We start from the raw sequence: 25,004 nt of genomic DNA on the forward strand, positions 1-25,004 counted from the left end.
CCGGTCCTGGCCAACGGTTTCCGTCGGCGCCCCGACTGTGACTCTGACTGCGGCCCCGACTGTGACTCTGACCGCGGCACTGGCCTGTGAATGTGACCGCGGCACTGGCTGTGACTCTGACCGCGGCACTGGCTGTGACTCTGACCGCGACCCTGGCTGCAGCGCTAGGAGCGGGTGACCGTTCCGGCCAGGGCTGGGAGCGAGTCGGCGAGGACGGCCAGCACCTCGTCACGGCTGACCCCCGCGGGGTCGCGCGCCCAGGCCAGCGCGACGTCCTCGGCGTACGCCGACCAGGCATGCACCACGAGTCGCATCGTCGGGGAGTCCTGGAGGACCAACCCCTCGCTGTCCTCCTGGAAGAGCCGGTCCGTGAGCACCGCGCGAGCCTGCTCATAGATGTCGCGGATCGTGTCACTGCCGCTGGCGGCGCCCTTGACCAAGGACAGGTAGCCCTCGTAGTTGGCCACGACGTAGTCGAGGTAGGCCCCCATGGAGACGAGCAGGCGCTCCAGTGGCTCGCCCGAGACCGGCGGCGCGGTCTGCTCGATGAGGTCGTCGGCAGCGCGACGGACAACGGCCTCGTGGAAGTCGTGCTTGTTGCCGAAGTAGTGGTAGAGCAGCCCCCGCGAGATGCCCGCCTCCTCCGCGAGGATCTCGATCGAGAGCTCGTCGAGTGAGCGGGTCGAGAGCAGGCGCACGCCGAGGTCGAGGAGCTGCTCGCGACGTGAGTCGGGACTCATCCGGACGCGGGGGGTGCTGGTCATGCCACCACCCTACTGAATTTTGTTCAGCACCACTATTGACGGATATTCAATATGGCGCCTACGGTGAGGACCATGACCCACGTCAAGCACCTCGTCATCGGCGCCGGATTCGCCGGGCTCGGGACCGCGATCAAGCTGCAGGAGAACGGCGAGACCGACTTCCTGGTCATCGAGAAGAGCTCGGACGTCGGTGGCACCTGGCAGGCGAACACCTACCCCGGCGCAGCGTGCGACGTGCCGAGCCAGCTCTACAGCTATTCGTTCGCGCCCAACCCCGACTGGTCGATGTCGTTCTCACCGCAGCCCGAGATCCAGGCCTACATCCAGCGCGTCGCCGACGAGTCGGGGGTCCTCGACCGCTTCCGCTTCGACACCGCGGTCGAGCGTGCCGTCTGGGACGACCCCGCCCAAGTGTGGGAGGTCGACCTGTCCGACGGCACCACCGTCACCACACAGACCCTGGTCAGCGGCTCCGGTGGCCTCTCGGAGCCGAAGCTCCCCGACATCGACGGCATCGAGGGCTTCCAGGGCGAGGTCTTCCACTCCGCCCGGTGGAACCACGACATCGACCTGGCCGGCAAGCGGGTCGCGGTGATCGGCACCGGCGCCTCGTCGATCCAGATCGTCCCCGAGCTGGCCAGGACCGTGGGACACCTCGACGTCTACCAGCGCACCGCCCCGTGGGTGATTCCGCGCAACGACCGCGCCTACACCGGCCTCGAGAAGCTCGCCTTCCGGCACCTGCCGCTGGTGCAGAAGGTCTATCGCACCGCGATCTACTGGGGCCGCGAGCTCTACGTCCCGGCGTTCACCCGCAACCCCGCCCTGGCCCTGCCGGCCCTGAAGCTGGCCCGGGCCAACATCGCCCGCGGCATCAAGGACCCCGAGCTGCGCGCCGCAGTCACGCCCGACTTCCGGATCGGCTGCAAGCGCATCCTGATCTCCAACACCTACTACCCCGCGCTGGCGGCCGACCACGTCGAGCTGGTGACCGACGGGATCTCCAAGATCACCGGCGACGCGGTGGTCACCACCGACGGCGTCGAGCGGCCCGTCGACGTACTCGTCGTGGCGACGGGATTCCACACCACCGAGCAACCGATCGCTCAGCGCGTCGTCGGCCGCGACGGTCGCACCCTCTCCGAGACCTGGGCCGAGACCGGCATGACCGCCTACAAGGGCACCACCGTCCACGGCTTCCCGAACCTGTTCCAGATCGTCGGTCCCAACACCGGCCTGGCCCACTCCAGCATGGTGTTCATGATCGAGTCACAGATCAACTACATCGTCGACGCGATCCGCACGATGGACCGTGCCGGCCACAGCTCCGTCGAGCCGCACCGCGACGTGCAGGAGGCGTGGAACGACGACCTGCAGCGACGGATGCAGCAGACTGTGTGGAACACCGGTGGCTGCGCCAGCTGGTACCTCGACGAGCACGGCCGCAACACCACGCTGTGGCCCCGCTCGACCTTCACGTTCCGCCGATTGCTCGCCCGGTTCGACGTCGAGGCGTACGACGTCACCGCCCCCACCCCGATCAAGGAGAAGGTGTCCGCATGAAGTCACTCGAGAACAAGGTCGTCGTGATCAGCGGGGCCGGCTCCGGGATGGGCCGGGAGATGGCTCGTCTGGCTGCCCGCCGAGGGGCCAAGCTGGCCGTCTCCGACTGGAACCCTGATGGGCTCGAGGGCACCGTCCAGCTGCTGAAGGAGCAGGGCGTCACCGAGCTCCGTTCCGATGTCGTGGACGTCTCCGACCGTGCGGCCGTCGGGGTCTGGGCGGCCGCCGTCGTCGAGCAGTTCGGCGTCGTCAACGTGGTGGTCAACAACGCCGGCGTCTCCATGACCGGCGACTTCGAGGACATGACCTACGAGGAGTTCGACTGGATCGTCGGGGTCAACTTCAACGGCGTCGTCAACGGCACCAAGGAGTTCCTACCCCACCTGATCGCCTCCGGCGACGGCGCGCTGATCAACATCTCCAGCCTCTTCGGACTGGTCTCGATGCCCGGGCAGTCGGCGTACAACGCGACGAAGTACGCCGTCCGCGGCTTCACCGAGGCGCTGCGCGAGGAGATGCTGGTCAACCAGCACCCGGTGACCGTCACCTGCATCCACCCCGGCGGCATCAAGACCGGCATCTCGCGCAACGGCCGCAAGACCGCGAGCGAGGACGGCAACGCCATCGACCGGCTCTTCGACGAGAAGCTGGCCCGGATGTCGCCCGAGAAGGCCGCCGAGATCATCCTGTCCGCCGGCATGAAGGGCAAGGCACGCCAACTGGTCGGCATCGACGCGCACCTGGTGCACCACTTCGCCAAGCTCGCCGGCTCGCGCTACCAGGACATCGTCGCCCGCGCCTCCAAGCGCGTGGTCCCCACCAAGAAGTAGGCCGCGGGTCCGCGACGCCTGCCAACCGGTCGCCCCGACAACCCCGGCGGTGCACGCGACGTCATACGAACCGGTCGCCCGGACAACCCCAACGCATGACGTCCTGCATGCTAGGAATGACGCGTGGAGTTCGGGGAGCCGGTTCAGGTCGCGATGACCAAGTGGCCCGACCGTCCGCACTGGGCCTACACGGCCCTTCACCTCGGCTCCGACGAGCACGGTGACTGGATCGGCGTTCCGACCGGCACCCGGATGCACCGCCCCGGCGCGGACTTCAAGGCACCGGTCGACCAGGTCTGCCTGGCCCCGACCACGGGTTCACCTGCAGTGAGCGGCTGGTTCGCGACGTTCCACGGAAGGCGGCAGGACGGATCCGGTACGGGGTTCGTGAACCTCACCGGCCCGGTCGCCGTGTATGTCGACATCGCCACCCAACCGGTCTGGGACGGCGCCACGATCCGTTCGATCGACCTCGACCTCGATGTCGTCCGCGGCCACAGTGGCCGGGTGTGGATCGACGACGAGGACGAGTTCGCCGACCACCGGGTCAGCCTCGGCTATCCCGACGACGTCATCGCGCTGGCGCTGGCGAACTGCCAAGCCGTGCACGCTGCAGTGGAGGCGCGGGTGGCGCCGTACGAGGGCCAGACCTCGGCCGCCTGGCTGGACCGCCTCGCCACCCTCCGAACCGCCCCCTCCTGATGCGCGAACGGGCAACTCTTGCTGCGCGAACGGGCAACTCTTGCTGCGCGAACGGGCAACTCTTGCTGCGCGAACGGGCAACTCTTGCTGCGCGAGCGGGCAGTTCTTGATGCCCGAGCGGGCAGACCGTGCCTCCGGACGTCAACAACACGCAGTTCGCACGTCAACAATCAACCGTTCGCGCAGCAAGAATCGACCGTTCGCGCAGCAAGAGTTGACCGTTCGAGTCAACGCTTGGCGCGGGCGCGGAACGGACCGACGAGGCGCGGGCCGGCCAGCCGGCTCTCGAGCTTGCGGGCCTCGCGCTTGAGGGGCTGGGCGATGAACTCGCCGAGGATCACGCCGGAGGCCAGCGCGATCGCCACGGAGGCGGCGGTGATGATCGCGAAGATCCCCTGGGAGGTCGCCCCGCCGTCGGCCATCAGCGAGAGACCCCGATAGATCGACAGGCCGGGCAGCATCGGCACGATCGCCGACACCACGACCACCAGCGGAGGCACCCGCACCCGGCCGGAGACCGAGTAGCTGACCAGACCGATGAACAGCGCCGCCAGGGCCACCGACCAGGTCCGACCGAAGCCGGCGCCCTCGATGCCGTAGGTGATCGCGATGGCGACAGCCGCGATCAGCGCGATCGGGACGAGGATCCGCTTGGGCGAGTAGGCGCTGAAGGCGAAGGCGGCGGCGGCGATCGCGGCGCCCAGCGAGATCATCGCCACCGTGGCGAGGCCACCTCGCCCCGGCTCCAGCCGACCGATGTCGACGCCGATCACGTCGCCCAGGGCCAGCCCGCCACTGACACCGGCGATGATCCCGGCCGTCGACAACAACGCCTCCGTCATCCGGGCACCGGCCGTGACGTAGAAGCCGGAGAGCGCGTCCTGCAGTCCGCCCATGAAGCCGATGCCTGACAACAACATGATGATGTTGGCCGTGACGACGACTGACGGGTCGACGTCTAGGTCGGCCGCGGCGGCGCCCAGCGCCAGGAGCGTGGCCACCGCTCCCCCGGCCACCTGCTGGTAGAAGTTCGGCAGCCGCTGGCGGTGGAGGAAGATCTGGGTGCGGTCGATCATCATCGCGGCCAGGAACGCGATCAGGACGACCAGTGCGTTCCCGCCCAGCATCAGGCCGACGCCCGCGGACATGATGCCGATGCTGACGGTCACCGCCCAACGCTGGCGGGCGTGACCCGAGGAGCTGATGCGGGCCACCGTGGCCCGCGCCTCGACCAGGTCGACGCGGTCGGACAACAGGTCCCGGACCAGGTGGTCGATGCGGGTCAGGTCCTCGTAGTCGATGTCGCGCTGCTTCACCTGTCGCAACATCACCAGCGGGACGTCGTCGTCGATGGACTGGTAGCTCATCGACAGGCTGGTGAAGGTCACGTCGACGATCGGGTTGCGCACCCCGAGGTGATAGGCCACCGCGTGCATGGTGGCGGTGACGTCGGCCGCACCAGCGCCGTTCGAGAGGAGCATCTCTCCGATCCGCAGGCTCAGGTCGAGAGTGAGAGCCGTCTCGCGAGAATCCGCCATGGCCGACATGCTTTCACGCCGGCCATCGTGTGGTTCGCTTGACTCGTGCGCATCGACTTCCACGGATCTCCACGGCCGACCCTCGGCGTCGAGTGGGAGTTCGCACTCGTCGACCAGGAGTCCCGTGACCTGGTGAACTCGGCCGCCGATCTCTTCACCGAGGTGGGCCCGAGGCTTCCGGACGCGAGTCGCCTGCACAAGGAGCTGTTGCGCAACACCGTCGAGGTCGTCACCGGCATCTGCTCGAGCGTCGACGAGGCGATGGCCGACCTGCGCAGCACGCTCGACGTGGTCCTGCCCGCCGCGGACCGCCTCGGCATCGACCTCTACGGCGCGGGCACCCACCCGTTCGCCCAGTGGTCGGCCCAGCAGCTGACCGAGGGACATCGCTACGAGGAGCTGATCAACCGCACCCAGTGGTGGGGCCGGCAGATGCTGATCTGGGGCGTCCACGTGCACGTCGGCCTGCCCGAGCAGCAGCGCGTGCTGCCGGTGATGTCGGCCCTGCTGAACCAGTACCCCCACCTGCAGGCGCTGTCCGCGTCGTCCCCGGTGTGGGCGGGGACGGACACCGGCTACGCGTCGAACCGGGCGCTGATGTTTCAGCAGCTGCCGACCGCGGGGCTGCCGTTCCAGTTCGAGCAGTGGCCGGAGTTCGAGTCCTTCGTCCACGACCAGCTCACCACCGGCGTCATCGACGAGCTCTCCGAGATCCGCTGGGACGTGCGCCCCGTGCCGAAGCTCGGCACGCTGGAGAACCGGGTGTGCGACGGGGTCTCCACGATCGACGAGATGGCCGCCCTGGTCGCGTTGATGCACTGCCTGGTGATCGATCTCGACACCCGCCTCGCCGCGGGCGAGACCCTCCCGGTGATGCCGCCGTGGCACGTGCAGGAGAACAAGTGGCGCGCAGCCCGCTACGGGCTCGACGCGATCATCATCCTCGATGCGGCGTCGAACGAGCGGCTGATCACCGACGACCTCGACGACCTGCTCGACCGCCTCACCCCGGTGGCGCGGCGCCTCGACTGCGAGGCCGAGCTGCGCTCGGTGGCCGAGATCCCTCGCCGCGGTGCGTCGTACCAGCGCCAACGGACGGTCGCCGGTGAGTCCGGCGGTGACCTGGTTGCGGTCGTCGACTCGGTGGTCACCGAGCTGCGCGACTCACTTCAGTAGCCTCCTTCGGGCGCGACCATCTCGGCGCGCACGCCGAGCAGTCGGATCGCACGGTCGTCCTCGAGCGCCGCGAGCAGGTCGAGGGCGGTCTCGGCGATCAGGTCCACGTCGTAGGTCGGCTCCTTCAGCTTGCGCGACCGGTTGAACGTGAAGAACGGTGCGAAGCGCACCTTGAGGTGCACCCGCAGGCACGCCCGGCCCTCCTTCCTGATGTCGTCGACGACCTGCACGGCGAGCGCCCGCACGGCGTCCGAGATCTCGGCCGGCGTGGTCAGGTCGTGCTGGTACGTCGTCTCGCGGCCGTGCGCGCGGGGAACCCACGGGGTGTCGTCGACGACGGCGGTGCCCTCGCCGGTGCCGAGACGGTGCACGTGCAGGCCGGTGTTGGGTCCGAACTCACCGGTGAGCAGGTCCACCGGCGCTGCTGCCAGCTCGCGCACGGTGGAGATGTCGTGCTCGGCGAGCCGGGCCGAGGTGCGCGGACCGACGCCCCACAGGTCCTTGGTGGGGCGGTCACCCATCACCTCGAGCCAGTTGTCCCGGGTCAAGGTGAAGACCCCGCGCGGCTTGCCCAGGTCGGTGGCGTTCTTCGCCCGGACCAGGGTGTCACCGATGCCGATCGAGCAGTGCAGGTCGGTGGCCTCCAGCACGCGTGCTCGGACGTCGTCGGCGACCGGTCGCGGGTCGTCGGTGTCGATGCCGACGAAGGCCTCGTCCCAGCCGAGCACCTGCACCACCGCGCCGGGGACGTCACGCAGCGTCTGCATCACGGTCGCGGAGGCGGCCTCGTAGACCGGGAAGTCCACCGGGAGGAAGACCGCGTCGGGGGCCTTGCGCTTGGCGATCCGCAGCGGCATGCCGGAGCGCACCCCGAACACACGCGCCTCGTAGGAGGCGGTGGACACCACCGCGCGCTCCGTCGGGTCCCCACGCCCGCCGACGATGACCGGCTTGCCGGCCAGGTCCGGGTTGCGCAGGATCTCGACGGCTGCCAGGAACTGGTCCATGTCGACGTGCAGCACCCAGCGCATCAGGTCATCGCTTCGTCGGCGGCAGCGCGTCGGTCGACTCGAGACTGGTCATGCCGGTGAGCACGAGGAGGTCGGCGACCACGGATCGGATCTGGGCCAGCACCACTTCGACCGACAAGTCGTCGGTGCGCTCGACGACTCCGGTGGCCTGACCGACCTTGAGCAGCTCCGACTGGGCGGCGGTGGCCATCCGGTTGGCCCGCAGCTCGTCGGAGACCCGGTCGGTGGCGTCGGCCAGCTCGCGGCACAGCACCGGGTAGGACGGGGGCACCGCACGCCGGTGGTGCGCGGCCACAGCCGTACGCCGGACCAGCACCCGGGTGCTGCGCAGGGCCCGGTCGAGGGGTTCGACCAAGTCGGCCACAGCGCGCACGGAGCCCTTGTGCCCCACCCGGAACGGCGAGCTGGCCACCACCGACAGGCCCTCGTCGGCGGCGGCCTGCAGCTCGCGGATCAGGTAGTCGGTGGACCGCGCGTCGGCCAGCAGCTCGAGTGCCGGCTCGACCTCGCCGTCGGCCATCACGTCCGCGGCGGCGCGCAGCAGGCGGGCGATCTTGGCGACCACCTCGGCGGCACGCTCGCGGGGGCGCCTCAGGGGTGCGGCCGGCACGACCGTGGCGGCCACCAGGGCGACCGCCCCTCCGATCAGCGCATCGGTCCAGCGGGTCACCGCGGCATCCTGGGTCGGTACGAGCGTGGCGATCACGATCGACTGCACCGCCGACTGGGTCACGAACAGCGGCCCCCCGTCGAGCAGGAAGGCACTCGACATCGCCAGCGCCACGATGAGGGTGAGCTGCCACCCACCCGTGCCGATCTGGAAGACCAACAGGTCGGCGATGAGCACGCCGACGGCCACGCCGATGCAGACCTCGAGCACCCTCCGGAGCCGTTGGCCGTAGGAGGTGCCGAGGCAGACCACCGCCGCGATCGGCGCGAAGAACGGCGTCGGGTGGTCGAACACGTCACGGGCGAGGAACCAGGCCACTCCGGCGGCGATCGAGCACTGGGCGATGGCGAAGGCCTTGGTCCGCAGTCTCCGCAGCCGGGTGCCCATCGACGTGCGCCCGCGTTGCAGTGCGCGGTCGAGCGGGTGTGGCTCCATGCACCGATCGTGTCAGACCCGGCAGCGATCAGTCGTCACCTCCGACGTGGTGGGCATAGCGGAGGGCGCGCCTGAGCCGCCCGAGGTCGCGGTACCAGACACGGACCCTGGTGGTGCACCGCACTCGCCGCACCCGACGGTCCTGGGCGCTGCACTCCGCGGCAGCCTCGGAGTCGGTGGGCGGATGGAGCCAGCTGCCGTCGTAGTGGTGGATGGAGAAGCCGTTCTCCGGGTTGCCCAGGACCTCCACGATCGTCCCCGGCGGTGGCTCCCAGCCATCGGGGGCCCGGGTCTCGGCGTGGCCGGCGCCGATGGTCAGCCCGAGCAGAAGTCCGCAGCCGATGCCGACCACGACCCCGAGCAGGTGGATCACGCGCTTCATCCGGTCCTCCTTCAGCTGTGGGGCCGCGGGTGGCCCCTCTGCGAGGACGCTAGGGAGCAACGTGCCCGAGCGCGTCCGCCCGACCGCGACCTGTGGAGGACCTCGCCGATCCGCCACCCTGTGGACGAGAACTGGGTAGCATGGTCGGATTCTCGGGCGCCTTCGAAGCACTGGGAGTGAGTGACATGGGTCCGCGCGGACGGTTGTGGGCGGTGGGTGCGACGGCCGCCGTCACCGCCCTGGTGATGGCAGCGCCGGTCTCGGCGGAGGATGAGACGGGAGACCCGGCGGTCCCGCTCTCGTCGTGCTGGAGCCGCGACGCCGGGCTTCCGACCTTGGGCACACCCACGTTCACCCCGTCCACCGTCGACGTGACGGACCAGCCCGCCGAGGTGCTGGTCAGCCTGCCCGTGCAGGACCGTGGCGGGCCGGGGGCTGCGACCGGGGTGTCCAGCGTGTGGATCTACGTCCTCGACCAGGTGATCAGGTTGGAGCCGACCTCCACGGACGCGTGGACCGGACGCGTGAGCGTGCAGCGCAGGACCGAGCCCGGCGAGCACACGATCGAGTCGATCGAGGCGACGGACAAGGCTGGCAACCGGCGTCACACCGAGGAGGACGGCGTCTTCCACAGTGCCCTGGAGACTCCTCTGACCGTTGTCTCCGACCCACCGCCGGAACCCGTCGTCGAGCCCGCCCTGACCTCACTGACCATCTCGAAGCAGAAGGTCAGCGTGCGGAAGAAGGCCCGCAAGGTCGCCTTCCACCTGGCCGTCGACGAGTCGACGACCACGGTGCAGTCGGTGGGGCTGCGCTTCAACTCCAAGCCCTCGCAACAGGTTGAGCTCTCCCGCACCACGGACGGCTTCACCGGCACCGCCAGGGTTCCCCGCAGCTGGTTCGGCACCTACCGGGCCAAGGTGGCGAGTGTGCAGGTCCTCGACGAGTACGGCTTCGTGCACCGCACCCACACGCGAGAGCTGGCCGACCGCTTCGGCATCGAGCCGGTGAAGGTGATCGCCCGGGACGACGAGCGCCGGCCGCGGATCGTCAAGACCACGGTGAGCCCCACGTCGATCGACGCGCGCACGAAGCGGCGCAAGGTCACGGTCACCGTGAAGACGCGCGACGACCGGAGCGGCGTCAACTCGGTCCAGGTCAACATCGGGCCAGAGGTTTCGGTCGCGATGCGGAAGATCAGGGGCACCCGCAGGGCGAACACGTGGCGCGGCAGCACCCGGGTCGGGCCCTGCGACGTGCCCTACCGGCAGGGGAAGCTGCTGGTGCAGGTGCGCGACCGGGCACTCCGGTCGGACGACGCCCTGGACACCAGGCTGCGGGTGCGCACCGACGACCTCAGGCGCCCGGCCGTGAGCCTGGCCCACCCCCGCCGCGCGTGGTCGGCCGAGGGACCGATCCGGGTCCTGTTCGACGAACGCGTGACCGGCGTCAACGACGACAGCCTTCTCGTCGTACGACGCGACGGCCTCTACTGGAGCGCCCCGCTGACCGGCACGCTCAGCTGCCGCAACGGCGCCGGCACCAAGGTCAGCTGTGGCTCCGAGCGAGTCCGCGAGGCCCGGTGGCAACCCGCCCCGGGCGAGCTGGAACCCGGCCGGCGGTACGCCGTGATGCCCAACCCCGACGCGGTCCTGGACATCCGCGACCGAGCAGGCAATCCCGCCCGGCGCTCGGTGGAGGACTTCGAGACGAAGGACGAAGGCTGACAGGGACTCGGCCCGTGGACACCGGGCCGGCGTACGCGAAGGGGCGACGCGCAGGCACGTGGCAGGGTTCACCCCTTGCCGGCGCCGGTCCGACGTAACCCGGGGCGCCCTCCACACGTTCCTCCATTTGTCGGGATCCTCGACAAGTCGCAGCAGGACCAGCCAAGATCAGGACTTCCGGGCAGCCGGAGGAAAGCAGAGGTGCACGTCGTGCCCACACCCGTCGATCCGACCTCCACCGCGTTCCTGGTGGCGGAGAACCGCAACATGCCGATGCATGTCGGTGGGTTGCAGCTCTTCACGAAGCCGGAGGGCGCGGGCAAGAACTACATCAGCGAGATGTACGAGCAGATGCGGTCGGTCGACGAGATCGCACCCCTGTTCCTCAAGCGACCCCGGCGCTCGCTGACCACGGCCGGGCAATACGTCTGGGAGGAGGACGACCGCTTCGACATCGACCACCACGTCCGTCACAGCGCGTTGCCCCACCCGGGCCGGGTCCGTGAGCTCCTCGACCTGTGCTCGCGTCTCCACGGCACCCGCCTGGCCCACGAGCGCCCGCTGTGGGAGGCCCACGTCATCGAGGGCCTCGACGACGGCCGGGTCGCGCTCTACACCAAGATCCACCACTCCCTGGTCGACGGTGTCTCCGCGATGCGGCTGATGCAGAGCGTGCTCTCCAGCGACCCGGAGAAGCGCGGCATGGGCGCCCCCTGGGCCGCACGGCCCCCCGCGACCCGCGCGGTGCAGACGCAGGCCGAGGCACAGCGCAACCTGGCCGACGTCCCGATGAAGGCGATGCGCACCGCCCTCGGGATCAGCGCGGAGGCCGCCGGACTGCCCGGCGCGCTGGTCCGCACGTTGAACCGCGGGGTGCGCAACGAGACCTCGGCAGTCTCCCTCTATGCCCCACGCACCATCTTCAACCAGACGATCACCGGGTCGCGCCGGTTCGCCGCCCAGAACTGGCCGGTCGAGCGGATGCGCGCGATCGGCAAGGCCACCGGCTGCACGATCAACGACGTCGTGCTGGCCATGTGCAGTGGCGCGGTGCGCTCCTACCTCATCGAGCTCGGTGAGCTCCCGGACTCCACGCTGGTCTCGATGGTTCCGGTCGGCCTCAACGCCAAGCAGGCCCAGGTTGCCTCCGCCGAGGGCGGCAACGCGATCGGCGTGGTGATGGTCAAGCTGGGCACCGACCTGTCCGACCCGGCGGCCCGGCTGCGGAGCATCCACGAGTCCATGCTGGAGGGCAAGCGTGCTCTGTCGTCGATGTCACCGATGCAGATCCTGGCGATGTCCGCGCTTGGCATGGCGCCGGCGATGCTGACCCCGATGCTGCGGATGCAGGGCGTGATCCGCCCGCCGTTCAACCTGATCATCTCGAACGTCCCCGGACCCCGCACCGCCCAGTACTACAACGGCGCCAAGCTGGTCGGGATGTATCCCCTGTCCATCCCGATCCACGGGATGGCGCTGAACATCACGTGCACGTCCTACGACGGCCACATGGGCTTCGGCCTCACCGGCTGCCGACGCACGGTCCCGCACCTCCAGCGGCTGCTGACGCACCTCGACGACGAGCTGTCCAACCTCGAGAAGGCCGCGGGTGCCTAGTCGGCTCGACACCGGTCAAGGGCTCGGTGTGCCGCTGGCCAAGCGGCACGGCTTCACCCTCGCCGTGCTGGCGGTCGGCCTGTTCCTGCTGGTGCCCGCGATCCGCACCGTGGTCGGCGCCCGCGAGCCCATGGAGCTGGCCATGGCGGCGGCCCTGGTGCTGCTCGAGCTGATCATCTTCGGTGCTGCCTGGTTCCTGTGGCGACAACGCGTGTGGGTCTCTGCCGGCGCCGTCCTCCTGACCCGGGGCGGCAAGGTCAGGAGGACGGTCGACCTGGCCCGGCTGGAGCACGTGGACGCAGGCATCGACCACGGCACCGGCGTCCTGGGCAACCACCCGCGCGTGATCGTGTGGACGCTCCGGGAGGACGGTCGGCGGCTGGGCATCCCGGTCTCCGGCCGGTTGTACGCCGACCTGTCGCCGCTGGTCGCGGCCCTGGCGCCGCACGTGGCATCGCGACCGGAGCTGCTGCGCACCGAGGAGAACCGCGACGGCTGGGCGAGACTCACCGCGGCGAGCCACTGACCCGAACCTCGAGCACCCCACCCACCTGCTCGGCGACCGCACGCAGCCGTGCCTGCGTGATCGCGCTGACCGTGGCCAGGCCCGCCGACGCCGCGTTGGACCCGACGCGCGTGGGCTCGGGCGAGTTGATCGAGATGCAGGTGCGGCGACCACCGTCCTCGGCGTTGGCCAGGGCGGTCGCATGCCCCGTCGTGCCGCTGCCGGCGAAGAAGTCGAGCACGACGGCGTCGGGCGGGAAGCACTCGAGGATGCGGCGGACCAACCCGGTCGGCTTCGGCGACTCGAAGACGTGGCCGACGATCGCCTTGAGCTCGGCCACCGCGGTGTCGGTGGAGCCGACCTCCTCGGCCAGCCAGATCGTCTTCAGCTTCTTGCGGCGACCGTCGTGCAACCAGTCCCGCTGGAAGATGTCGACCCGCTCCCCCAGCTTGCCGCGCACGGTCCGGCAGACCAGGTCGTCGGGCCTGGCCTCGACCCGCGGGGCCGACCACCGCCACACCGCGGGGGTCCCGTCACCGAAGACCGGGAGCACCTCGACGGCACCATCGAACGCAGTCGCCGCGACGCGCCCGGTCGTGGGCGAGCCGAACAAGGGGTAGTGCAGGGTCCGCGCCGTGGCCGGGTTGAACTTCTTGTTGGTGTTGCGCAGCGGCAGGTGCCGGAACCGCCGACCGTCCGAAGCCTCCTGCGGGAAGTCGGCCGGGTCCACGCTGTGCGCGGAGGTCGCGTCGAGCACGCAGGTGGCCACGTCTCGCGCATAGACCAAGAGGTACTCGTGCGACGTGGCGAAGAAGTTGCCGAGCTGGCGCCCCTTGGGGTTCAGGTTGACCACGATCTGGGCGATGAAGTTGGCCTCGTCGAACACCTCGTCCATCAGGAGGCGCAGGTGGGCGACCTCGTTGTCGTCGATCGAGACGAAGATCGCGCCACCGTCGGCGAGCAGCTCCCGGGCCGCGGTCAACCGCGGCCGCATCATCTCCACCCAGGCACGGTGCCGGTCGCGGCCGACTCCGTGGCGGTCGTTGTAGGCGAAGTCGTTCCCGGTGTTGTACGGCGGGTCGATGTAGACCACGTCGACGCTGCCCGCCTGCAGGGACGGCAGGACCGAGAGGTTGTCCCCCTCGATGAAGACGTTGGTCAACGCCGTCCCCGGGGCAGCGATCGGTGATCCCCGGGCTCGGGGCGCACCCGCTTGGTCAGGTCTGCGTGGGCCAGCAGCATGGAGTAGGGCGTCTCGAGCGGCGGGAAGGTCGCGATCGGCTCGTCCCCGCTGAACACGACGTACGCCGTGGTGCCCGCCGGCGCCACCTTCAGCACCGAGCCGTCGACGACCGTGGCGGCATGGGTCATCGCCTTGCGACGCGCGGTCAGGCTGCGGGCCTTCCGGGCGGCCGAGGCGGCGGCCTTCCTGCCACCGTTGTCCCAGGCGATCTTGGCCTGCGGGCCGTACTTCGCCGCAACCTTGACGCCGGTGCCGATCACCACGGCAGCCGTCTTCGCCTTCTTGCCCATGGAGAGCTCTCCTTGCTCGACTGGGGCCAACTCTATGCGGCACCGTCGTGCAGGGCCCCGCGACCGCTCCCCAAAAGACGTGCCGTCGGGCCGCGGTCGTGCCACGCTGGGGGCATGACCGAGGCACCGGCACCCCTGGCACCGCTCGACGAGGACTGGGAGCGTGCCCTGTGCATCGTGGCCCACCCCGACGACATGGAGTTCGGCGCGGCGGCTGCCGTGGCCCGCTGGACGGGCCAGGGCAAGCAGGTCACCTACTGCATGGTGACCAGCGGCGAGGCCGGCATCGACGGACTGCACCCGGACGAGTGCCGCTCGGTCCGCGAGGCCGAGCAGGTCGAGTCGGCCCGCGTCGTCGGTGTCGACGAGGTCGAGTTCCTCGGCCTCCAGGACGGCGTGGTGGAGTACGGCGTCGCGTTGCGGCGGACCCTCGCCGAGGTGGTCCGCAGGCACCGCCCGGAGATCGTGGTCACCGGCAACTTCCACGAGACCTTCGGCGGGCGCAACCTCAACCAGGCCGACCACATCGCCGTGGGCCGGGCCGTGCTCGACGCCGTCCGCGATGCGGGAAACCGCTGGATCTTCGCCGAGCAGCTGACCGACGGGCTCGAGCCGTGGGGCGGCGTCCGCGAGGTGTGGGCCGCCGGGTCACCGCGGGCCGAGCACGGCGTCGACACCACCGAGACCTTCCACAAGGGTGTGGAGTCGCTGCGCGCCCACGGCGCCTACATCGACGGCCTCGGCTGGGAGCACTTCGACCCCGCAGAGTTCCTCGAGGGGCTCAGTCGCGGCACCGGCTCCCGGATGGGGGTGGCCTTCGCCGCCCCGTTCGAGGTGTTCCCGATGGGCTGGGGCGGCTGACCCAGCTCTCGAGCCGGCGCGGACACGCGCCGGTCGGGCTCAGGAGACCGGGATGTCCTTGTGCCAGGACTCGGTGACGTATTTCGTCTTCCACCCCATGCCGACGTAGAGCTGGTCGGCTCCGGTCGAGGAGTCGGCGTCGACCTCCAGGCCGACACGGTCGCGACCTCGGGCGGCGGCATCGGCGATGATCGTCTTGAGCAACCCCTTGGCCACCCCGCGACCACGGGCCGACTCGAGCACGCCGAGATAGGAGACGTAGGACCCGTCGGGGCCGTTCGCGCTCTCCGACACCGTCCCGACCAGGGCACCGGCCGACTCGGGCTCGCCGTTCTCGCCGTCAACGATCTCGGCCAGCCACCAGTGGTCCCACCGGTGGCCGGGGTCCTCGCGGAGCCGGTGCACGAACTCGGCGAAACTCTCCTCGGAGGAGTTGAAGTGGTCGGTGAACGCACTCTCGAGCACGTCGTGCACGGCCCGCAGGTCGTCGACCTCGGGAAGCCCGTCACCCTCGCGACGCACCTGCCGGAAGACCACGCCCTTGCGTTCCCACTGCTCCGGGTCGGCCACCAGCGACGCCTCGTCGGCGATCACCGGGCGACTCATCTGCCACCACGTGCGGACCCGGTTGAAGCCGGCGTCCTCGAGGAGCTTGTGCTGGCGCTCGTCGTCGGCGAACGCGCCGGTGTCGATCTGTTGCACGTCGAGGCCGCGGGCCGCGCCGACCTCGCGGGCCTGGCCCTCCGCCCAGTGGAACATCACCTCCGAGCAGCGATCGGCGGCACCGGCCGAGATCCCTCGCTCGATGATGTGGACATAGAGCATCCGGCCGATGGAGCGGTCGTGCACGCTCGCCCAGGCGCGGATCCGACCGGACCCGTCGCGGATCACCAGGTTCTCGCGCATCCGCAGGCCGTGCTCGGAGACCTCCACGAGGACGTCGTCCTCGCAGGCACCCGCCCAGCCGCGTCCGGCGTCCTCGTGAGCACGCAGCAGCTCGGTCAACCTGGCCACGTCATCGGCGTTCGCGGGGTCCGGCGTGCTGGCCTCCCAACCCACCGGCAGACCGGGGTCGTTGGGAAGGACTTCCTCGAGATCGCTGACGAATCGGTTGTCTTCGGGCAGTGCGTCTTCAGGACTCATCGGGGCCCATTCTGCCGTATCGGCCGCTCGGCCGACAGGCAACCTGCTCAGCCGACCGCCTCGGCGTCCACGAGGACCAGTGCCACGGAGGTCACCGCGGCCAGGCACTGGCGCATCGGCGAGACCACCTTCCTGCCGGTCACCCGGAGCCCGTCAGCACCCGAGGAGACGGTGACTCCGGGCGGCACGTCGCAGCCGATCGAGACCACGGATCCGACCAGCGCCCTGCCCTCGGGGACGTCCGTCGCGTCGTACGTCGTCCGGACCTGCTGGGCGAGATCGCCGCGGCTGAAGTCGGCGACGAACTGGTCGACCGCCTGCTGCGAGTCGAGCAGCACTGGGGTCTTCGAGGTGGTTCCTCCCTCGGCGGTGCCGTGCAGGATGGCAACCTCCGTGAAGTCGACCGCGCCCGTCGTCGCACTGCCCCCGTCGGTGGGCGTGCTGCTCGCGGAGGGCGACGGGGTCTGCGAGGTGTCGTCACCCCGGACGTCGTCGCCACCGTCACCCTCGGTCCCACATCCGGCGAGCAGCACGGCGAGCAGCACCGCGAGCAGCACCGCGGGCAGCACGGCGGGGGCGGCAGCGGACAGGAGGCGGCGGTGTGAGCGAGTCATGGTGATACGACGATAGGGCGTCCTCGACGGTTCCCGTCGCAGCCGGTTCACTCGGCCCCGGTGCGGTCGACGTACTCCTGGACGATGTCGTCGATGCCCTGGTCGACGTCGATGACGAGGCCGGCCTCGTCCGGCGCGAGCTGCTCGAGCGTCCTGAGCTGGGAGGTCAGCAACGAGCTCGGCATGAAGTGCCCGGAGCGGTCCGCCTGGCGGGCGGCGATCAGGTCACGGTCACCGTGGAGGTGCACGAACTCGACCCGGTCGCTGTGTTGTCGGAGCTGGTCACGGTAGCGCCGCTTCAGCGCCGAGCAGGCGACCACCCCTCCGCCGGTCTCGTGCGCGGACAACCAGGCCCCCACGGCATCCAGCCACGGGCGTCGATCGTCGTCGTCGAGCGCCTCGCCGCGCGACATCTTCTCGACGTTGGCCTGCGGGTGCAGGTCGTCCCCGTCGACGAAGGGGACCCGCAGCCGCCGGGCGAGGGCCGAGCCCACCGCGGTCTTCCCGGACCCCGAGACCCCCATCGCCACCAGCAGCGGACCGGGTTGCTTCGACGACTCACTCGATGACATGGCCCCACTCTCCCTTCCCCAACTTTGCCGATGACATCGGGGGCGGGGCGGTGCTTGTCTGATCTGCGGGGCCAACACTCAGGCTGGGAGGCCACGATGGTTCAACACCCTGCTCGTCTCGCGATGGTCGGCCTTGGGGCCGCCGCACTCGTCATCAGCGGCGCGCTGCCCGCACAGGCGGGAGGCGGCCACGGGCATCACCACGGCCACAAGCACCACGAGAAGATCACCACCGTCGCCGAGCTCTCCGGCCCGCGCGGCGTCGACTCGATCGCACCGGGCAAGACCCTGGTCACCCAGGACAACGGGGACCTGAGCCTGGTCGTCGAGCGCGGCCGCCACCGCGACGCCCGGGTGATCCGTCTCAGCGGGCTGCCGGAGAGTGCCGGCTTCAGCAACGCCGTCTCGAGCTCGCACGGACGCACCTACGTCCTCACCGGGGCCGGCGAGGGTGCCGGCAGTGCCACGCTCTACCGGCTGATGGGCGACGACCTCACGCCCGTCGCCGACATCGGCGCCTACCAGGTCACCGACCCCGACCCGAACGACCTCGAGGACTTCCCCGAGGACAGCAACCCGTACGGCGTGGTCGCGCTGCGCGACGGCACCGTGCTGGTCGCCGACGCCGCCGCCAACGAGCTGCTCCGGGTCTGGCCCGACGGCACCATCAGGACGGTGGCGCGGGTGAAGCCACGCACGGTCGCGGTGCCTGACGGCCTGCCGGCGACGGACCCCGAGGGGAACCCGTTGCCCCCGGCCGGCACCCAGATTCCCTCCGAGGCGGTCACCACGTCGGTCACCGTCGGCTCCGACGGCTACTGGTACGTCGGCGAGCTGCGCGGCTTCCCGGCCACCCCCGGCACCTCGCAGATCTGGCGGATCCGGCCCGGCACCCTCGATGCCACCTGTGACCCCGAGGCGCCCGACCAGGGCGACTGCACGAGGTACGCCGACGGGCTGACCTCCATCGTCGACCTCTCCGCCGACCGGCACGGCCACATCTATGCCACGTCGCTGTCGAAGATGAGCTGGTTGGCCATGGAGCTGGAGGTTCCGGGGTCCGAGGTCGGCGCGATCATCGAGCTCAGCCACGGTGGTCAGCAGAGTCGGGAGATCGCCGAGGACAAGGTGATCCTGCCCGGCGGAACCGATGTCGCCAGCAACGGCGACCTCTACCTGACCGGGCCGATCTTCGGTCCCGGGGCCCTGATGAAAATCCGCTGAGCCGCCGAGCTGCGTACCGGCCAGCCGCGCACGCCGTGATTCCCCAAGCCTCACGGCGTGCGCCGGCCTAGGCTGTGCCCATGCGCTTCGACCTCTCCGATCCCACCTTCGACGTGACCTCACCGGTGGTCCATGGAGCCCGCGAGCAGGACTGGTTCGTGGAGACCAACCTCGGGTGGGCCGTGGTGAGGTACGCCGAGGCCAGTGCCCTGCTCAAGGACCGGCGGTTCCAGCAGGGCAACGCCAAGTGGCCGGCCCAGAACGGCATCCACTCCGGTCTCTTCTCCGACTGGTGGAAGGAGACCCTGCTCAGCCTGGAGGGTGAGGACCACTCCCGGTTGCGCCGCCTGCTGATGCCGGCGTTCCGCAACAAGACCATCGCCGCGATGCGACCGCGCTTCCAGGCGTTGGCCAACGAGCTCATCGACGGCTTCGTCGAGCGCGGGGAGGTCGAGTTCGTCAGTGAGTTCGCCGAGCCCTACTCGGCGCGGATCATCTGCGTGCTCCTCGGCCTACCCGAGGAGGAGTGGCCCCAGGTGGCCCGCTGGGCCGACGACCTCGGCGCCAGCTTCAGCATCAACGTCGGCGCCGAGGTGCCGCGCATCGAGGCAGCCCTGACCGGCCTGCACGACTACCTCGATGCCGTCGTCGCCGACCGGCAGGTGCACCCGCGCGACGACCTGGTCACCACCCTGCTGAACGCCCAGGAGACCGAGGGACGGCTGACCCGCCACGAGCTCGGCGTCGCGCTGGTCTTCCTCGCCTTCGCCGGCATGGAGACCACCCGCAACCAGCTGGGGCTGGCCCTGCAGACACTGCTGGCCCACCCCGACCAGTGGGCGTTGCTCGGCGAGCGACCTGACCTGGGCGGACAGGCGGTCGAGGAGGTGATACGGGTCAACCCGACGGTGACGTGGGTGACCCGCGAGGCCGTCGAGGACGTCGACTTCCAAGGACTGCACATCCCGCGCGGTGGCATCGTGCAGATGCTGTCGCACGCATCAGGAACCGACCCCCGCGCGGTTCCCGACCCGTCGTTCGACATCACCCAGGTCCGCACGCCGCACCTCGGCTTCGGCTCCGGCGTGCACCACTGCCTCGGTCACTTCGTGGCACGCACCGACATGGCGGTGGCGTTGCCGTTGCTCGCGCGTCGGATGCCGGACGCGGTCCCCGACGGACCCGGCGAGTGGATGCCGGTCTCGGGCAACACCGGACCGCTGCGGTTCCCGATCCGGTTCACCGCCGGCTCACGCGCCGAGGCCTGAGCGCACGGGCCCCGGGTGGGCGGGGCTGGGCTCAGGGGCTGGGCTACGGGGCTGGGCTCAGGGGCTGGGCTCAGGGCGGCCGCCGGAGCGGCTCACCGCCAGACGCGGACGTGGTCGACGTACGTCGTCTCCGAGAGGTCGGTGCCCTTCGGTAGCGCGTTGACCCCGTGGCCCAGGGCCTGGGTGAGCACCACCATGAACGGCTGGTTGAACGGCGCCCAGGCGTCGGTGGTGTTGTCGGCGACGTAGTTGTCGACCAGGCAGGTCGTCCCGTTGACCATGATGGTCAGCCGGCCCGGCTCCCACTCGAGCGTGTAGGTGTTGAACGCCGCCGGATCGATCAGGCACTGGTTGGTCACCACGTTGGTGTTCGTCAACCGGTTCACCGTGGCGGGGTCGTAGCTGTAGTGGAGCCGCGGGATCACCCGGTCGGAGTGGACGCTGTAGAACTCGGCGAAGTCGATCTCGCCGGAGCCGGGGTGCGCGCCGTACTTCGTCGGGTCGACCGGCCACAGCCACAGGGTCTCCTGCAGGCCGGGGTCGCTCCAGTCGGGGATGCGGGCGCGCACCTCGAACCGGCCGTAGGTCTGCGCGAAGCGGCCGTGGGTGGAGACCATCCCCGCGGCGTACCGCGTCCGGAACTGCTTGCCGCCCACACCGCACCTGAAGGCGCGCCGGGTGCTGACCGCGGACAGTCGGAGGTTGCCGCCGGCCACGCTGATCGTGGACGGGTCGTCGAGGTAGCAGGCACGGGGTCCGCCCGGCTCTCCCGTGGAGAAGTTGCTGGTCGCGGTCCGCTGCGCGATCCACTTCTCGCCGTCGAGACTGCTGCCGGAGAAGTCGTCGGCGAACGTGCAGGTCCAAGCCTGGCCGTCGGCCTTCAGCACCGGCTCCCCGCAGGCGTCGGCCGTGCCGGTGCCCGTGCCGGTGGCGGGGGTGGCCGGCGCCATGACAGCAGGCGTGGGGGCACGGCCGCTCGAGTGCCCGGCAACCGCGCCGACCGCGGCCGGCGGGAGGGGAGCGCAGAAGATCGCCGCGCCGAGAGTCGCCGCGCCGAGCCCGACCCTTCGGGTCATCACTGCCTTGACTGAGCCTGTGTTCATCTGGGTCTCGCGTCTCCGTTCGACCCTCCCTGGGGCACAGAGTTGCAGAAATATCGGATCCTGCACAGGTCTGATCCACCCAGTGGCCCCCGGTCGGAGGACGATCCGTGGCACGGACGAGCCACCGGCGTGGCACGGGCGAGACGCAGACGAGGCACCATGGAGAGGTGACCCCCGACCTGCGCTGGCCGCTCCCCGATCACCTCGACCTGCGGGAGCGACTGGTCACCGCATGGTCGAGCGACCGCGGCTACCACGACCTGCAGCACCTCGAGGAGGTGCTGGCCCGCCTCACCGAGCTGGGTGCCGGCGACGACGTCGAGGTGGTCCTGGCCGCCTGGTTCCACGACGCGGTCTACGACGACGCCGGGAACAACGAGGAGCGCTCAGCCCTGCTGGCGACGGAGGAGCTGTCGGGGATCCGGTCCGTCGACGCGGACGAGGTGGCCCGGCTGGTCCGGCTCACGGAGCGGCACCGTCCCGAACCGGGCGACCGCGCCGGTGAGGTGCTGTGCGACGCCGACCTGGCCATCCTCGCGGCACCGGCTGATCGCTACGCGACGTACGTCGCCGGCGTGCGCCGCGAGTACGCCGCGGTGCCCGACGACGACTTCCGCCGGGGCCGGGCCGCCATCCTCCGCGACCTGCTGGACAAGCCCACGCTGTTCCACACGGCGTACGCCCGCGAGCACTGGGAGCCGACCGCGCGGGCCAACCTGGCCGCCGAGCTCACCGGGCCGTGAGACGGCCAGCACCCGCGCGACGACGGACCCGGCCCCGACGAGCACGACGAGCACGCTTCACGCGCGATCTGCAGTCATCTGGTGACTGCAGATCGCGTGCATCCTGACGCCGTGACCCGGGAATGGGATGCTGGCCCCGTGACCCTGCTGATCGATCCGCCCAACGTGCCCTGGCGTGGACGGATGTGGTCGCACCTCGCCTCCGACACCTCGCTCACGGAGCTGCACGAGTTCGCCGCCGCGCTGGGCGTTCCGGCGCGCGGCTTCGACCGCGACCACTACGACATCCCGGCCGAGCACTACGACGCCGCGGTCGCGGCTGGCGCAGTTCCGGTACGCAGCCGCGAGATCGTGGTCCGACTACGAGCCGCCGGGCTGCGCCGCCCCAAGCCTCGCTGACCTCGCCCTTGCGTCGTCGGCGCCTTGACCCGCCCGACATGGCGCCTTGACCCGCCCGACATGATGAAGGAACCACGTCCGGATCCATTGCGAGAGGTGACCGATGCAGCTGAAGTTGTCCCCCGAGGACGCCGCGTTCCGAGAGGAGCTGCGCGCCTACTTCACGACGAAGATCCCCCAGGAGATCCGCGACACCGTCGCCGAGCGGCGCGAGCTCTCCAAGGAGCAGATCGTCCAGGCCCAGCGAATCCTCAACGAGGGTGGGTACGCCGTCCCGCACTGGCCCGAGGAGTGGGGCGGGCGCGGGTGGACCGACCTGCAACGCCACATCTGGCACGAGGAGCTGCAGCGCGCCAACGTGCCGGTGCCGTTGGCGTTCAACGCCTCGATGGTGGGCCCGGTGATCGCTGCCTTCGGCTCCCAGGAGCAGAAGGAGAAGTTCCTACCGGCGACCGCGAACCTCGACATCTGGTGGTCGCAGGGCTTCTCCGAGCCCGATGCCGGCTCCGACCTGGCCTCGCTGCGCACCACCGCAGAGTTCATTGACGACGACTCCGGTGCACATTTTCGGGTCAACGGGCAGAAGACGTGGACCACCCTGGGCCAGCACGGCGACTGGATCTTCTGCCTGGTCCGCACCGACCCCGACGCCAAGAAGCAGGCCGGCATCTCGTTCCTGCTGATCGACATGACGACGCCCGGCCTGACCGTGCGCCCGATCGAGCTGATCGACGGCGGCCACGAGGTCAACGAGGTCTGGTTCGAGGACGTCCGCGTCCCGGCGGAGAACCTGGTCGGCGAGCTCAACCACGGGTGGGACTACGCCAAGTTCCTGCTCGGCAACGAACGCGTCGGTGTGGCCCCGGTGGGAGCCACGAAGCGGGTGCTGGCCAGTGCCAAGAAGTGGGCCGGTGACCAGCTCGACGACCCGCTGGTGGCCAGCCGCATCGTCGAGCTGGAGAACGAGCTGCTCGCCCTCGAGCTGACCGCGCTCCGGGTGGCGGCCAACTCCGCGGACGGCAAGCCGCACCCTGCTTCGTCCGTGCTCAAGCTCAAGGGCACCGAGCTGCAGCAGGCGGTCAGCGAGCTGGTCGTCGACCTCGCCGGGCCGGCGTCCCTGGCCTCGGGAGCGGCTGACGACGAGACCGACCTCGACTTCTGGACGCGCCGGGCCACCCCGGCGTACCTCAACCTGCGCAAAGCGTCGATCTACGGCGGATCCAACGAGATCCAGCGCCAGATCATCGCGCGCACGATCCTGGGACTGTGAGGAGCTGACATGGACTTCACCCATGACGACGAGCAGCAGGCGCTGCGGGAGGCCGTCCGTGGCCTGGTCGGCAAGAGGTACGCCGACTTCGAGAACCGGCGCCGTACGGTCGCCGACGAGCCGGGCTTCGACGAGGACCTGTGGCAGGCACTCGGCGAGATGGGGATCCTCGGGCTCCCCTACGACGAGGCGGACGGTGGCTCCGGTGCCGGACCGGCCGAGGTCGGGATCGTGGCCCAGGAGCTGGGTCGGGTGCTGGCGCCCGAGCCGTTCCTGCCCTCCGTGGTGCTGGCCGGCGGACTGGTCGCGATGACCGCCTCCGACGAGCAGCGTGCCGACGTGATCGGCGCGCTCTCCTCCGGCGAGCGTGTGCTCGCCTTCGCCCACACCGAGCCCGGCTCCCGCTGGAGCACGACGGCCGGCGCGGTCACCGCCACCCAGTCCGGTGACGGGTGGATGCTGAGCGGTGTCAAGGAACCTGTGCTCCACGGCGCCCGTGCCGACCAGCTGGTGGTGAGCGCCGCGCTCCCCGACGGTGGCACCGGGCTCTTCCTGGTCGCCGGTGACGCCTCCGGGCTGACCCGCAACGGCTATGCCACGCACGACGGTGGCCGGGCGGCTCGGGTCTCCTTCGAGGACACCCCCGCCACCTCTCTCGGCGAACCCACCGACCGCAGCGCTGAGATCGCACTGGTGCTCGACGGCACCCGGATCATCGCCGGCAACCAGGCCGTCGGAGCGATGGAGGTGGCGCTCGAGGCCACCACCGACTACCTGAAGAGCCGCAAGCAGTTCGGGGTCACCCTCAACACCTTCCAGGCGTTGAACTTCCGGGCCGCCGACATGTATGTCTCGCTCGAGCTCACCACGAGCATCGTGGCCTGGGCGACCATGGTGCTGGCGGAGGGCAGCCCCGACGAGGTGGCCGATGCCGCCGCTCGGGCATCCCTGCAGGTCAGCCGGGGCGGTCGGCACGTCGGCCAGGAGGCGATCCAGCTGCACGGGGGCATCGGGATGACCGCCGAGTACGCGATCGGCAGCTACACCAGCCACCTGACCGCGCTGGACCACATGTTCGGCGACGGCAACCACCATGTCGGCGTGCTCGCCGGCAAGGTCGCGACGTACGACGAGGTCGACCCGCTGGCCTGACCCGACGCACCCTCACAGGCCGGGACGCCGTCGTCGTCGTACGCCGGACCCTCGACGCCGGCGTCCCGGCCTGCGGTGCGTGTGGGTCGAACTGCCCATCCGCCGTCGCACCGATCTGCGCGATTGGCCCGACGCGGAGCGGGGCCATCCGTTCCTAGCGTGGAGCTCCAACCACTTGGAGG

The 25,004-nt window shown here is 70.2% G+C and carries 25 protein-coding genes; 14 read left to right on the plus strand and 11 right to left on the minus strand.

What is annotated here, in order from left to right:
- Positions 1-164: 164 nt before the first annotated feature.
- Complete coding sequence (locus ncot_RS15845; RefSeq protein WP_168618466.1) at positions 165-764, minus strand: TetR/AcrR family transcriptional regulator; 600 nt, start codon at positions 762-764, stop codon at positions 165-167.
- 72 nt (positions 765-836) lie between these two features.
- Here ncot_RS15845 and ncot_RS15850 point away from each other — a divergent pair, with 72 nt between their 5' ends.
- The 3 genes from ncot_RS15850 to ncot_RS15860 all read left to right on the plus strand — a co-directional run bounded on the left by ncot_RS15850 (position 837) and on the right by ncot_RS15860 (position 3,859).
- The gene (locus ncot_RS15850) at positions 837-2,327 is read left to right on the plus strand and encodes an NAD(P)/FAD-dependent oxidoreductase (protein WP_206065017.1); all 1,491 of its coding nucleotides are present in this window, start codon (positions 837-839) and stop codon (positions 2,325-2,327) included.
- Complete coding sequence (locus ncot_RS15855; RefSeq protein WP_168618468.1) at positions 2,324-3,157, plus strand: SDR family NAD(P)-dependent oxidoreductase; 834 nt, start codon at positions 2,324-2,326, stop codon at positions 3,155-3,157. The genes ncot_RS15850 and ncot_RS15855 overlap by 4 nt, the downstream gene beginning before the upstream one ends.
- 123 nt (positions 3,158-3,280) lie before the next feature.
- The gene (locus ncot_RS15860; protein ID WP_168618469.1) at positions 3,281-3,859 is read left to right on the plus strand and encodes a DUF402 domain-containing protein; all 579 of its coding nucleotides are present in this window, start codon (positions 3,281-3,283) and stop codon (positions 3,857-3,859) included.
- Positions 3,860-4,086: 227 nt separating this feature from the next.
- Here the strand turns inward: ncot_RS15860 and ncot_RS15865 are convergent, their stop codons facing one another.
- On the minus strand, positions 4,087-5,397 hold the full coding sequence (locus tag ncot_RS15865) for a threonine/serine exporter family protein (RefSeq protein ID WP_168618470.1): 1,311 nt from the start codon (positions 5,395-5,397) through the stop codon (positions 4,087-4,089).
- A gap of 45 nt (positions 5,398-5,442) precedes the next feature.
- Between ncot_RS15865 and ncot_RS15870 the strand changes: the two genes are divergently transcribed.
- Entirely contained in the window at positions 5,443-6,573 is a 1,131-nt protein-coding gene (locus ncot_RS15870) for a glutamate--cysteine ligase (RefSeq protein ID WP_168618471.1), read from the plus strand.
- Here ncot_RS15870 and ncot_RS15875 read toward each other — a convergent pair.
- From ncot_RS15875 to ncot_RS15885, 3 genes are read right to left on the minus strand one after another with little or no spacing between them, the layout of a single operon-like run.
- A complete protein-coding gene (locus tag ncot_RS15875) occupies positions 6,567-7,604 on the minus strand; it encodes a DNA polymerase IV (RefSeq protein WP_206065018.1) in 1,038 nt (345 codons plus the stop codon). The genes ncot_RS15870 and ncot_RS15875 overlap by 7 nt on opposite strands.
- A gap of 4 nt (positions 7,605-7,608) precedes the next feature.
- On the minus strand, positions 7,609-8,709 hold the full coding sequence (locus tag ncot_RS15880; RefSeq protein ID WP_168618472.1) for an FUSC family protein: 1,101 nt from the start codon (positions 8,707-8,709) through the stop codon (positions 7,609-7,611).
- A gap of 28 nt (positions 8,710-8,737) precedes the next feature.
- Positions 8,738-9,091, minus strand: coding sequence for a hypothetical protein (locus tag ncot_RS15885; RefSeq protein ID WP_168618473.1), 354 nt, complete (start codon positions 9,089-9,091; stop codon positions 8,738-8,740).
- A 140-nt stretch (positions 9,092-9,231) separates the two neighbouring features.
- Between ncot_RS15885 and ncot_RS15890 the strand changes: the two genes are divergently transcribed.
- From ncot_RS15890 to ncot_RS15900, 3 genes are all read left to right on the plus strand, one after another.
- Positions 9,232-10,818, plus strand: coding sequence for a hypothetical protein (locus ncot_RS15890; protein ID WP_168618474.1), 1,587 nt, complete (start codon positions 9,232-9,234; stop codon positions 10,816-10,818).
- 210 nt (positions 10,819-11,028) lie between these two features.
- Entirely contained in the window at positions 11,029-12,435 is a 1,407-nt protein-coding gene (locus ncot_RS15895) for a wax ester/triacylglycerol synthase family O-acyltransferase (RefSeq protein ID WP_168618475.1), read from the plus strand.
- Positions 12,428-12,961, plus strand: a complete 534-nt coding sequence (locus ncot_RS15900) for a hypothetical protein (RefSeq protein WP_168618476.1) — start codon at positions 12,428-12,430, stop codon at positions 12,959-12,961. Before ncot_RS15895 ends, ncot_RS15900 begins: the two co-directional genes overlap by 8 nt.
- Here the strand turns inward: ncot_RS15900 and ncot_RS15905 are convergent.
- Together ncot_RS15905 and ncot_RS15910 are read right to left on the minus strand one after the other, a co-directional pair.
- Positions 12,942-14,102 (minus strand): site-specific DNA-methyltransferase, encoded by a 1,161-nt coding sequence (locus tag ncot_RS15905; RefSeq protein ID WP_168618477.1) that lies wholly within the window; start codon positions 14,100-14,102, stop codon positions 12,942-12,944. The genes ncot_RS15900 and ncot_RS15905 overlap by 20 nt on opposite strands.
- On the minus strand, positions 14,099-14,473 hold the full coding sequence (locus ncot_RS15910) for a hypothetical protein (protein ID WP_168618478.1): 375 nt from the start codon (positions 14,471-14,473) through the stop codon (positions 14,099-14,101). The genes ncot_RS15905 and ncot_RS15910 overlap by 4 nt, the downstream gene beginning before the upstream one ends.
- A gap of 114 nt (positions 14,474-14,587) precedes the next feature.
- Between ncot_RS15910 and ncot_RS15915 the strand changes: the two genes are divergently transcribed.
- A complete protein-coding gene (locus ncot_RS15915) occupies positions 14,588-15,334 on the plus strand; it encodes a PIG-L deacetylase family protein (RefSeq protein ID WP_168618479.1) in 747 nt (248 codons plus the stop codon).
- Between the two features lie 39 nt (positions 15,335-15,373).
- Here ncot_RS15915 and ncot_RS15920 read toward each other — a convergent pair whose 3' ends face one another.
- From ncot_RS15920 to ncot_RS15930, 3 genes are read right to left on the minus strand one after another with little or no spacing between them, the layout of a single operon-like run.
- Complete coding sequence (locus ncot_RS15920; RefSeq protein WP_168618480.1) at positions 15,374-16,477, minus strand: GNAT family N-acetyltransferase; 1,104 nt, start codon at positions 16,475-16,477, stop codon at positions 15,374-15,376.
- Between the two features lie 47 nt (positions 16,478-16,524).
- On the minus strand, positions 16,525-17,091 hold the full coding sequence (locus ncot_RS15925; RefSeq protein WP_168618481.1) for a hypothetical protein: 567 nt from the start codon (positions 17,089-17,091) through the stop codon (positions 16,525-16,527).
- 47 nt (positions 17,092-17,138) lie between these two features.
- Entirely contained in the window at positions 17,139-17,663 is a 525-nt protein-coding gene (locus ncot_RS15930) for a gluconokinase (protein ID WP_168618482.1), read from the minus strand.
- Between the two features lie 96 nt (positions 17,664-17,759).
- On the opposite strand from ncot_RS15930, the gene ncot_RS15935 reads away from it, so the two are divergent.
- Together ncot_RS15935 and ncot_RS15940 are read left to right on the plus strand one after the other, a co-directional pair.
- Positions 17,760-18,887 carry a ScyD/ScyE family protein gene (locus ncot_RS15935; protein ID WP_168618483.1) on the plus strand — a complete coding sequence of 376 codons (1,128 nt, stop codon included), beginning with the start codon at positions 17,760-17,762 and terminating at the stop codon, positions 18,885-18,887.
- An 80-nt stretch (positions 18,888-18,967) separates the two neighbouring features.
- The gene (locus ncot_RS15940) at positions 18,968-20,155 is read left to right on the plus strand and encodes a cytochrome P450 (RefSeq protein ID WP_168618484.1); all 1,188 of its coding nucleotides are present in this window, start codon (positions 18,968-18,970) and stop codon (positions 20,153-20,155) included.
- A 92-nt stretch (positions 20,156-20,247) separates the two neighbouring features.
- Here ncot_RS15940 and ncot_RS15945 read toward each other — a convergent pair whose 3' ends face one another.
- Positions 20,248-21,258 carry a glycoside hydrolase family 16 protein gene (locus ncot_RS15945; RefSeq protein WP_168618485.1) on the minus strand — a complete coding sequence of 337 codons (1,011 nt, stop codon included), beginning with the start codon at positions 21,256-21,258 and terminating at the stop codon, positions 20,248-20,250.
- A 167-nt stretch (positions 21,259-21,425) separates the two neighbouring features.
- Between ncot_RS15945 and ncot_RS15950 the strand changes: the two genes are divergently transcribed.
- The 4 genes from ncot_RS15950 to ncot_RS15965 all read left to right on the plus strand — a co-directional run bounded on the left by ncot_RS15950 (position 21,426) and on the right by ncot_RS15965 (position 24,822).
- Positions 21,426-22,001, plus strand: a complete 576-nt coding sequence (locus ncot_RS15950; RefSeq protein ID WP_168618486.1) for a hypothetical protein — start codon at positions 21,426-21,428, stop codon at positions 21,999-22,001.
- A gap of 138 nt (positions 22,002-22,139) precedes the next feature.
- Positions 22,140-22,400: a DUF4031 domain-containing protein gene (locus ncot_RS15955; protein WP_168618487.1), complete on the plus strand. Its 261-nt coding sequence runs from the start codon at positions 22,140-22,142 to the stop codon at positions 22,398-22,400.
- 103 nt (positions 22,401-22,503) lie between these two features.
- Positions 22,504-23,670, plus strand: coding sequence for an acyl-CoA dehydrogenase family protein (locus ncot_RS15960; protein ID WP_168618488.1), 1,167 nt, complete (start codon positions 22,504-22,506; stop codon positions 23,668-23,670).
- A 9-nt stretch (positions 23,671-23,679) separates the two neighbouring features.
- A complete protein-coding gene (locus ncot_RS15965) occupies positions 23,680-24,822 on the plus strand; it encodes an acyl-CoA dehydrogenase family protein (protein ID WP_168618489.1) in 1,143 nt (380 codons plus the stop codon).
- The last annotated feature ends 182 nt before the right edge of the window (positions 24,823-25,004 follow it).

It is taken from the genome of Nocardioides sp. JQ2195, assembly GCF_012272695.1.
In the GTDB taxonomy this organism is placed as follows: Bacteria; Actinomycetota; Actinomycetes; order Propionibacteriales; family Nocardioidaceae; genus Nocardioides.

Bases quoted from the DNA above. Each gene is read 5' to 3' on its own strand.
- ncot_RS15845 (WP_168618466.1), bottom strand. From the start codon at position 764: ATGACCAGCACCCCCCGCGTCCGGATGAGTCCCGACTCACGTCGCGAG.
- ncot_RS15850 (WP_206065017.1), top strand. From the start codon at position 837: ATGACCCACGTCAAGCACCTCGTCATCGGCGCCGGATTCGCCGGGCTC.
- ncot_RS15855 (WP_168618468.1), top strand. From the start codon at position 2,324: ATGAAGTCACTCGAGAACAAGGTCGTCGTGATCAGCGGGGCCGGCTCC.
- ncot_RS15865 (WP_168618470.1), bottom strand. From the start codon at position 5,397: ATGGCGGATTCTCGCGAGACGGCTCTCACTCTCGACCTGAGCCTGCGG.
- ncot_RS15875 (WP_206065018.1), bottom strand. From the start codon at position 7,604: ATGCGCTGGGTGCTGCACGTCGACATGGACCAGTTCCTGGCAGCCGTC.
- ncot_RS15880 (WP_168618472.1), bottom strand. From the start codon at position 8,709: ATGGAGCCACACCCGCTCGACCGCGCACTGCAACGCGGGCGCACGTCG.
- ncot_RS15885 (WP_168618473.1), bottom strand. From the start codon at position 9,091: ATGAAGCGCGTGATCCACCTGCTCGGGGTCGTGGTCGGCATCGGCTGC.
- ncot_RS15890 (WP_168618474.1), top strand. From the start codon at position 9,232: ATGGTCGGATTCTCGGGCGCCTTCGAAGCACTGGGAGTGAGTGACATG.
- ncot_RS15910 (WP_168618478.1), bottom strand. From the start codon at position 14,473: ATGGGCAAGAAGGCGAAGACGGCTGCCGTGGTGATCGGCACCGGCGTC.
- ncot_RS15915 (WP_168618479.1), top strand. From the start codon at position 14,588: ATGACCGAGGCACCGGCACCCCTGGCACCGCTCGACGAGGACTGGGAG.
- ncot_RS15920 (WP_168618480.1), bottom strand. From the start codon at position 16,477: ATGAGTCCTGAAGACGCACTGCCCGAAGACAACCGATTCGTCAGCGAT.
- ncot_RS15925 (WP_168618481.1), bottom strand. From the start codon at position 17,091: ATGACTCGCTCACACCGCCGCCTCCTGTCCGCTGCCGCCCCCGCCGTG.
- ncot_RS15930 (WP_168618482.1), bottom strand. From the start codon at position 17,663: ATGTCATCGAGTGAGTCGTCGAAGCAACCCGGTCCGCTGCTGGTGGCG.
- ncot_RS15935 (WP_168618483.1), top strand. From the start codon at position 17,760: ATGGTTCAACACCCTGCTCGTCTCGCGATGGTCGGCCTTGGGGCCGCC.
- ncot_RS15940 (WP_168618484.1), top strand. From the start codon at position 18,968: ATGCGCTTCGACCTCTCCGATCCCACCTTCGACGTGACCTCACCGGTG.
- ncot_RS15945 (WP_168618485.1), bottom strand. From the start codon at position 21,258: ATGAACACAGGCTCAGTCAAGGCAGTGATGACCCGAAGGGTCGGGCTC.
- ncot_RS15960 (WP_168618488.1), top strand. From the start codon at position 22,504: ATGCAGCTGAAGTTGTCCCCCGAGGACGCCGCGTTCCGAGAGGAGCTG.
- ncot_RS15965 (WP_168618489.1), top strand. From the start codon at position 23,680: ATGGACTTCACCCATGACGACGAGCAGCAGGCGCTGCGGGAGGCCGTC.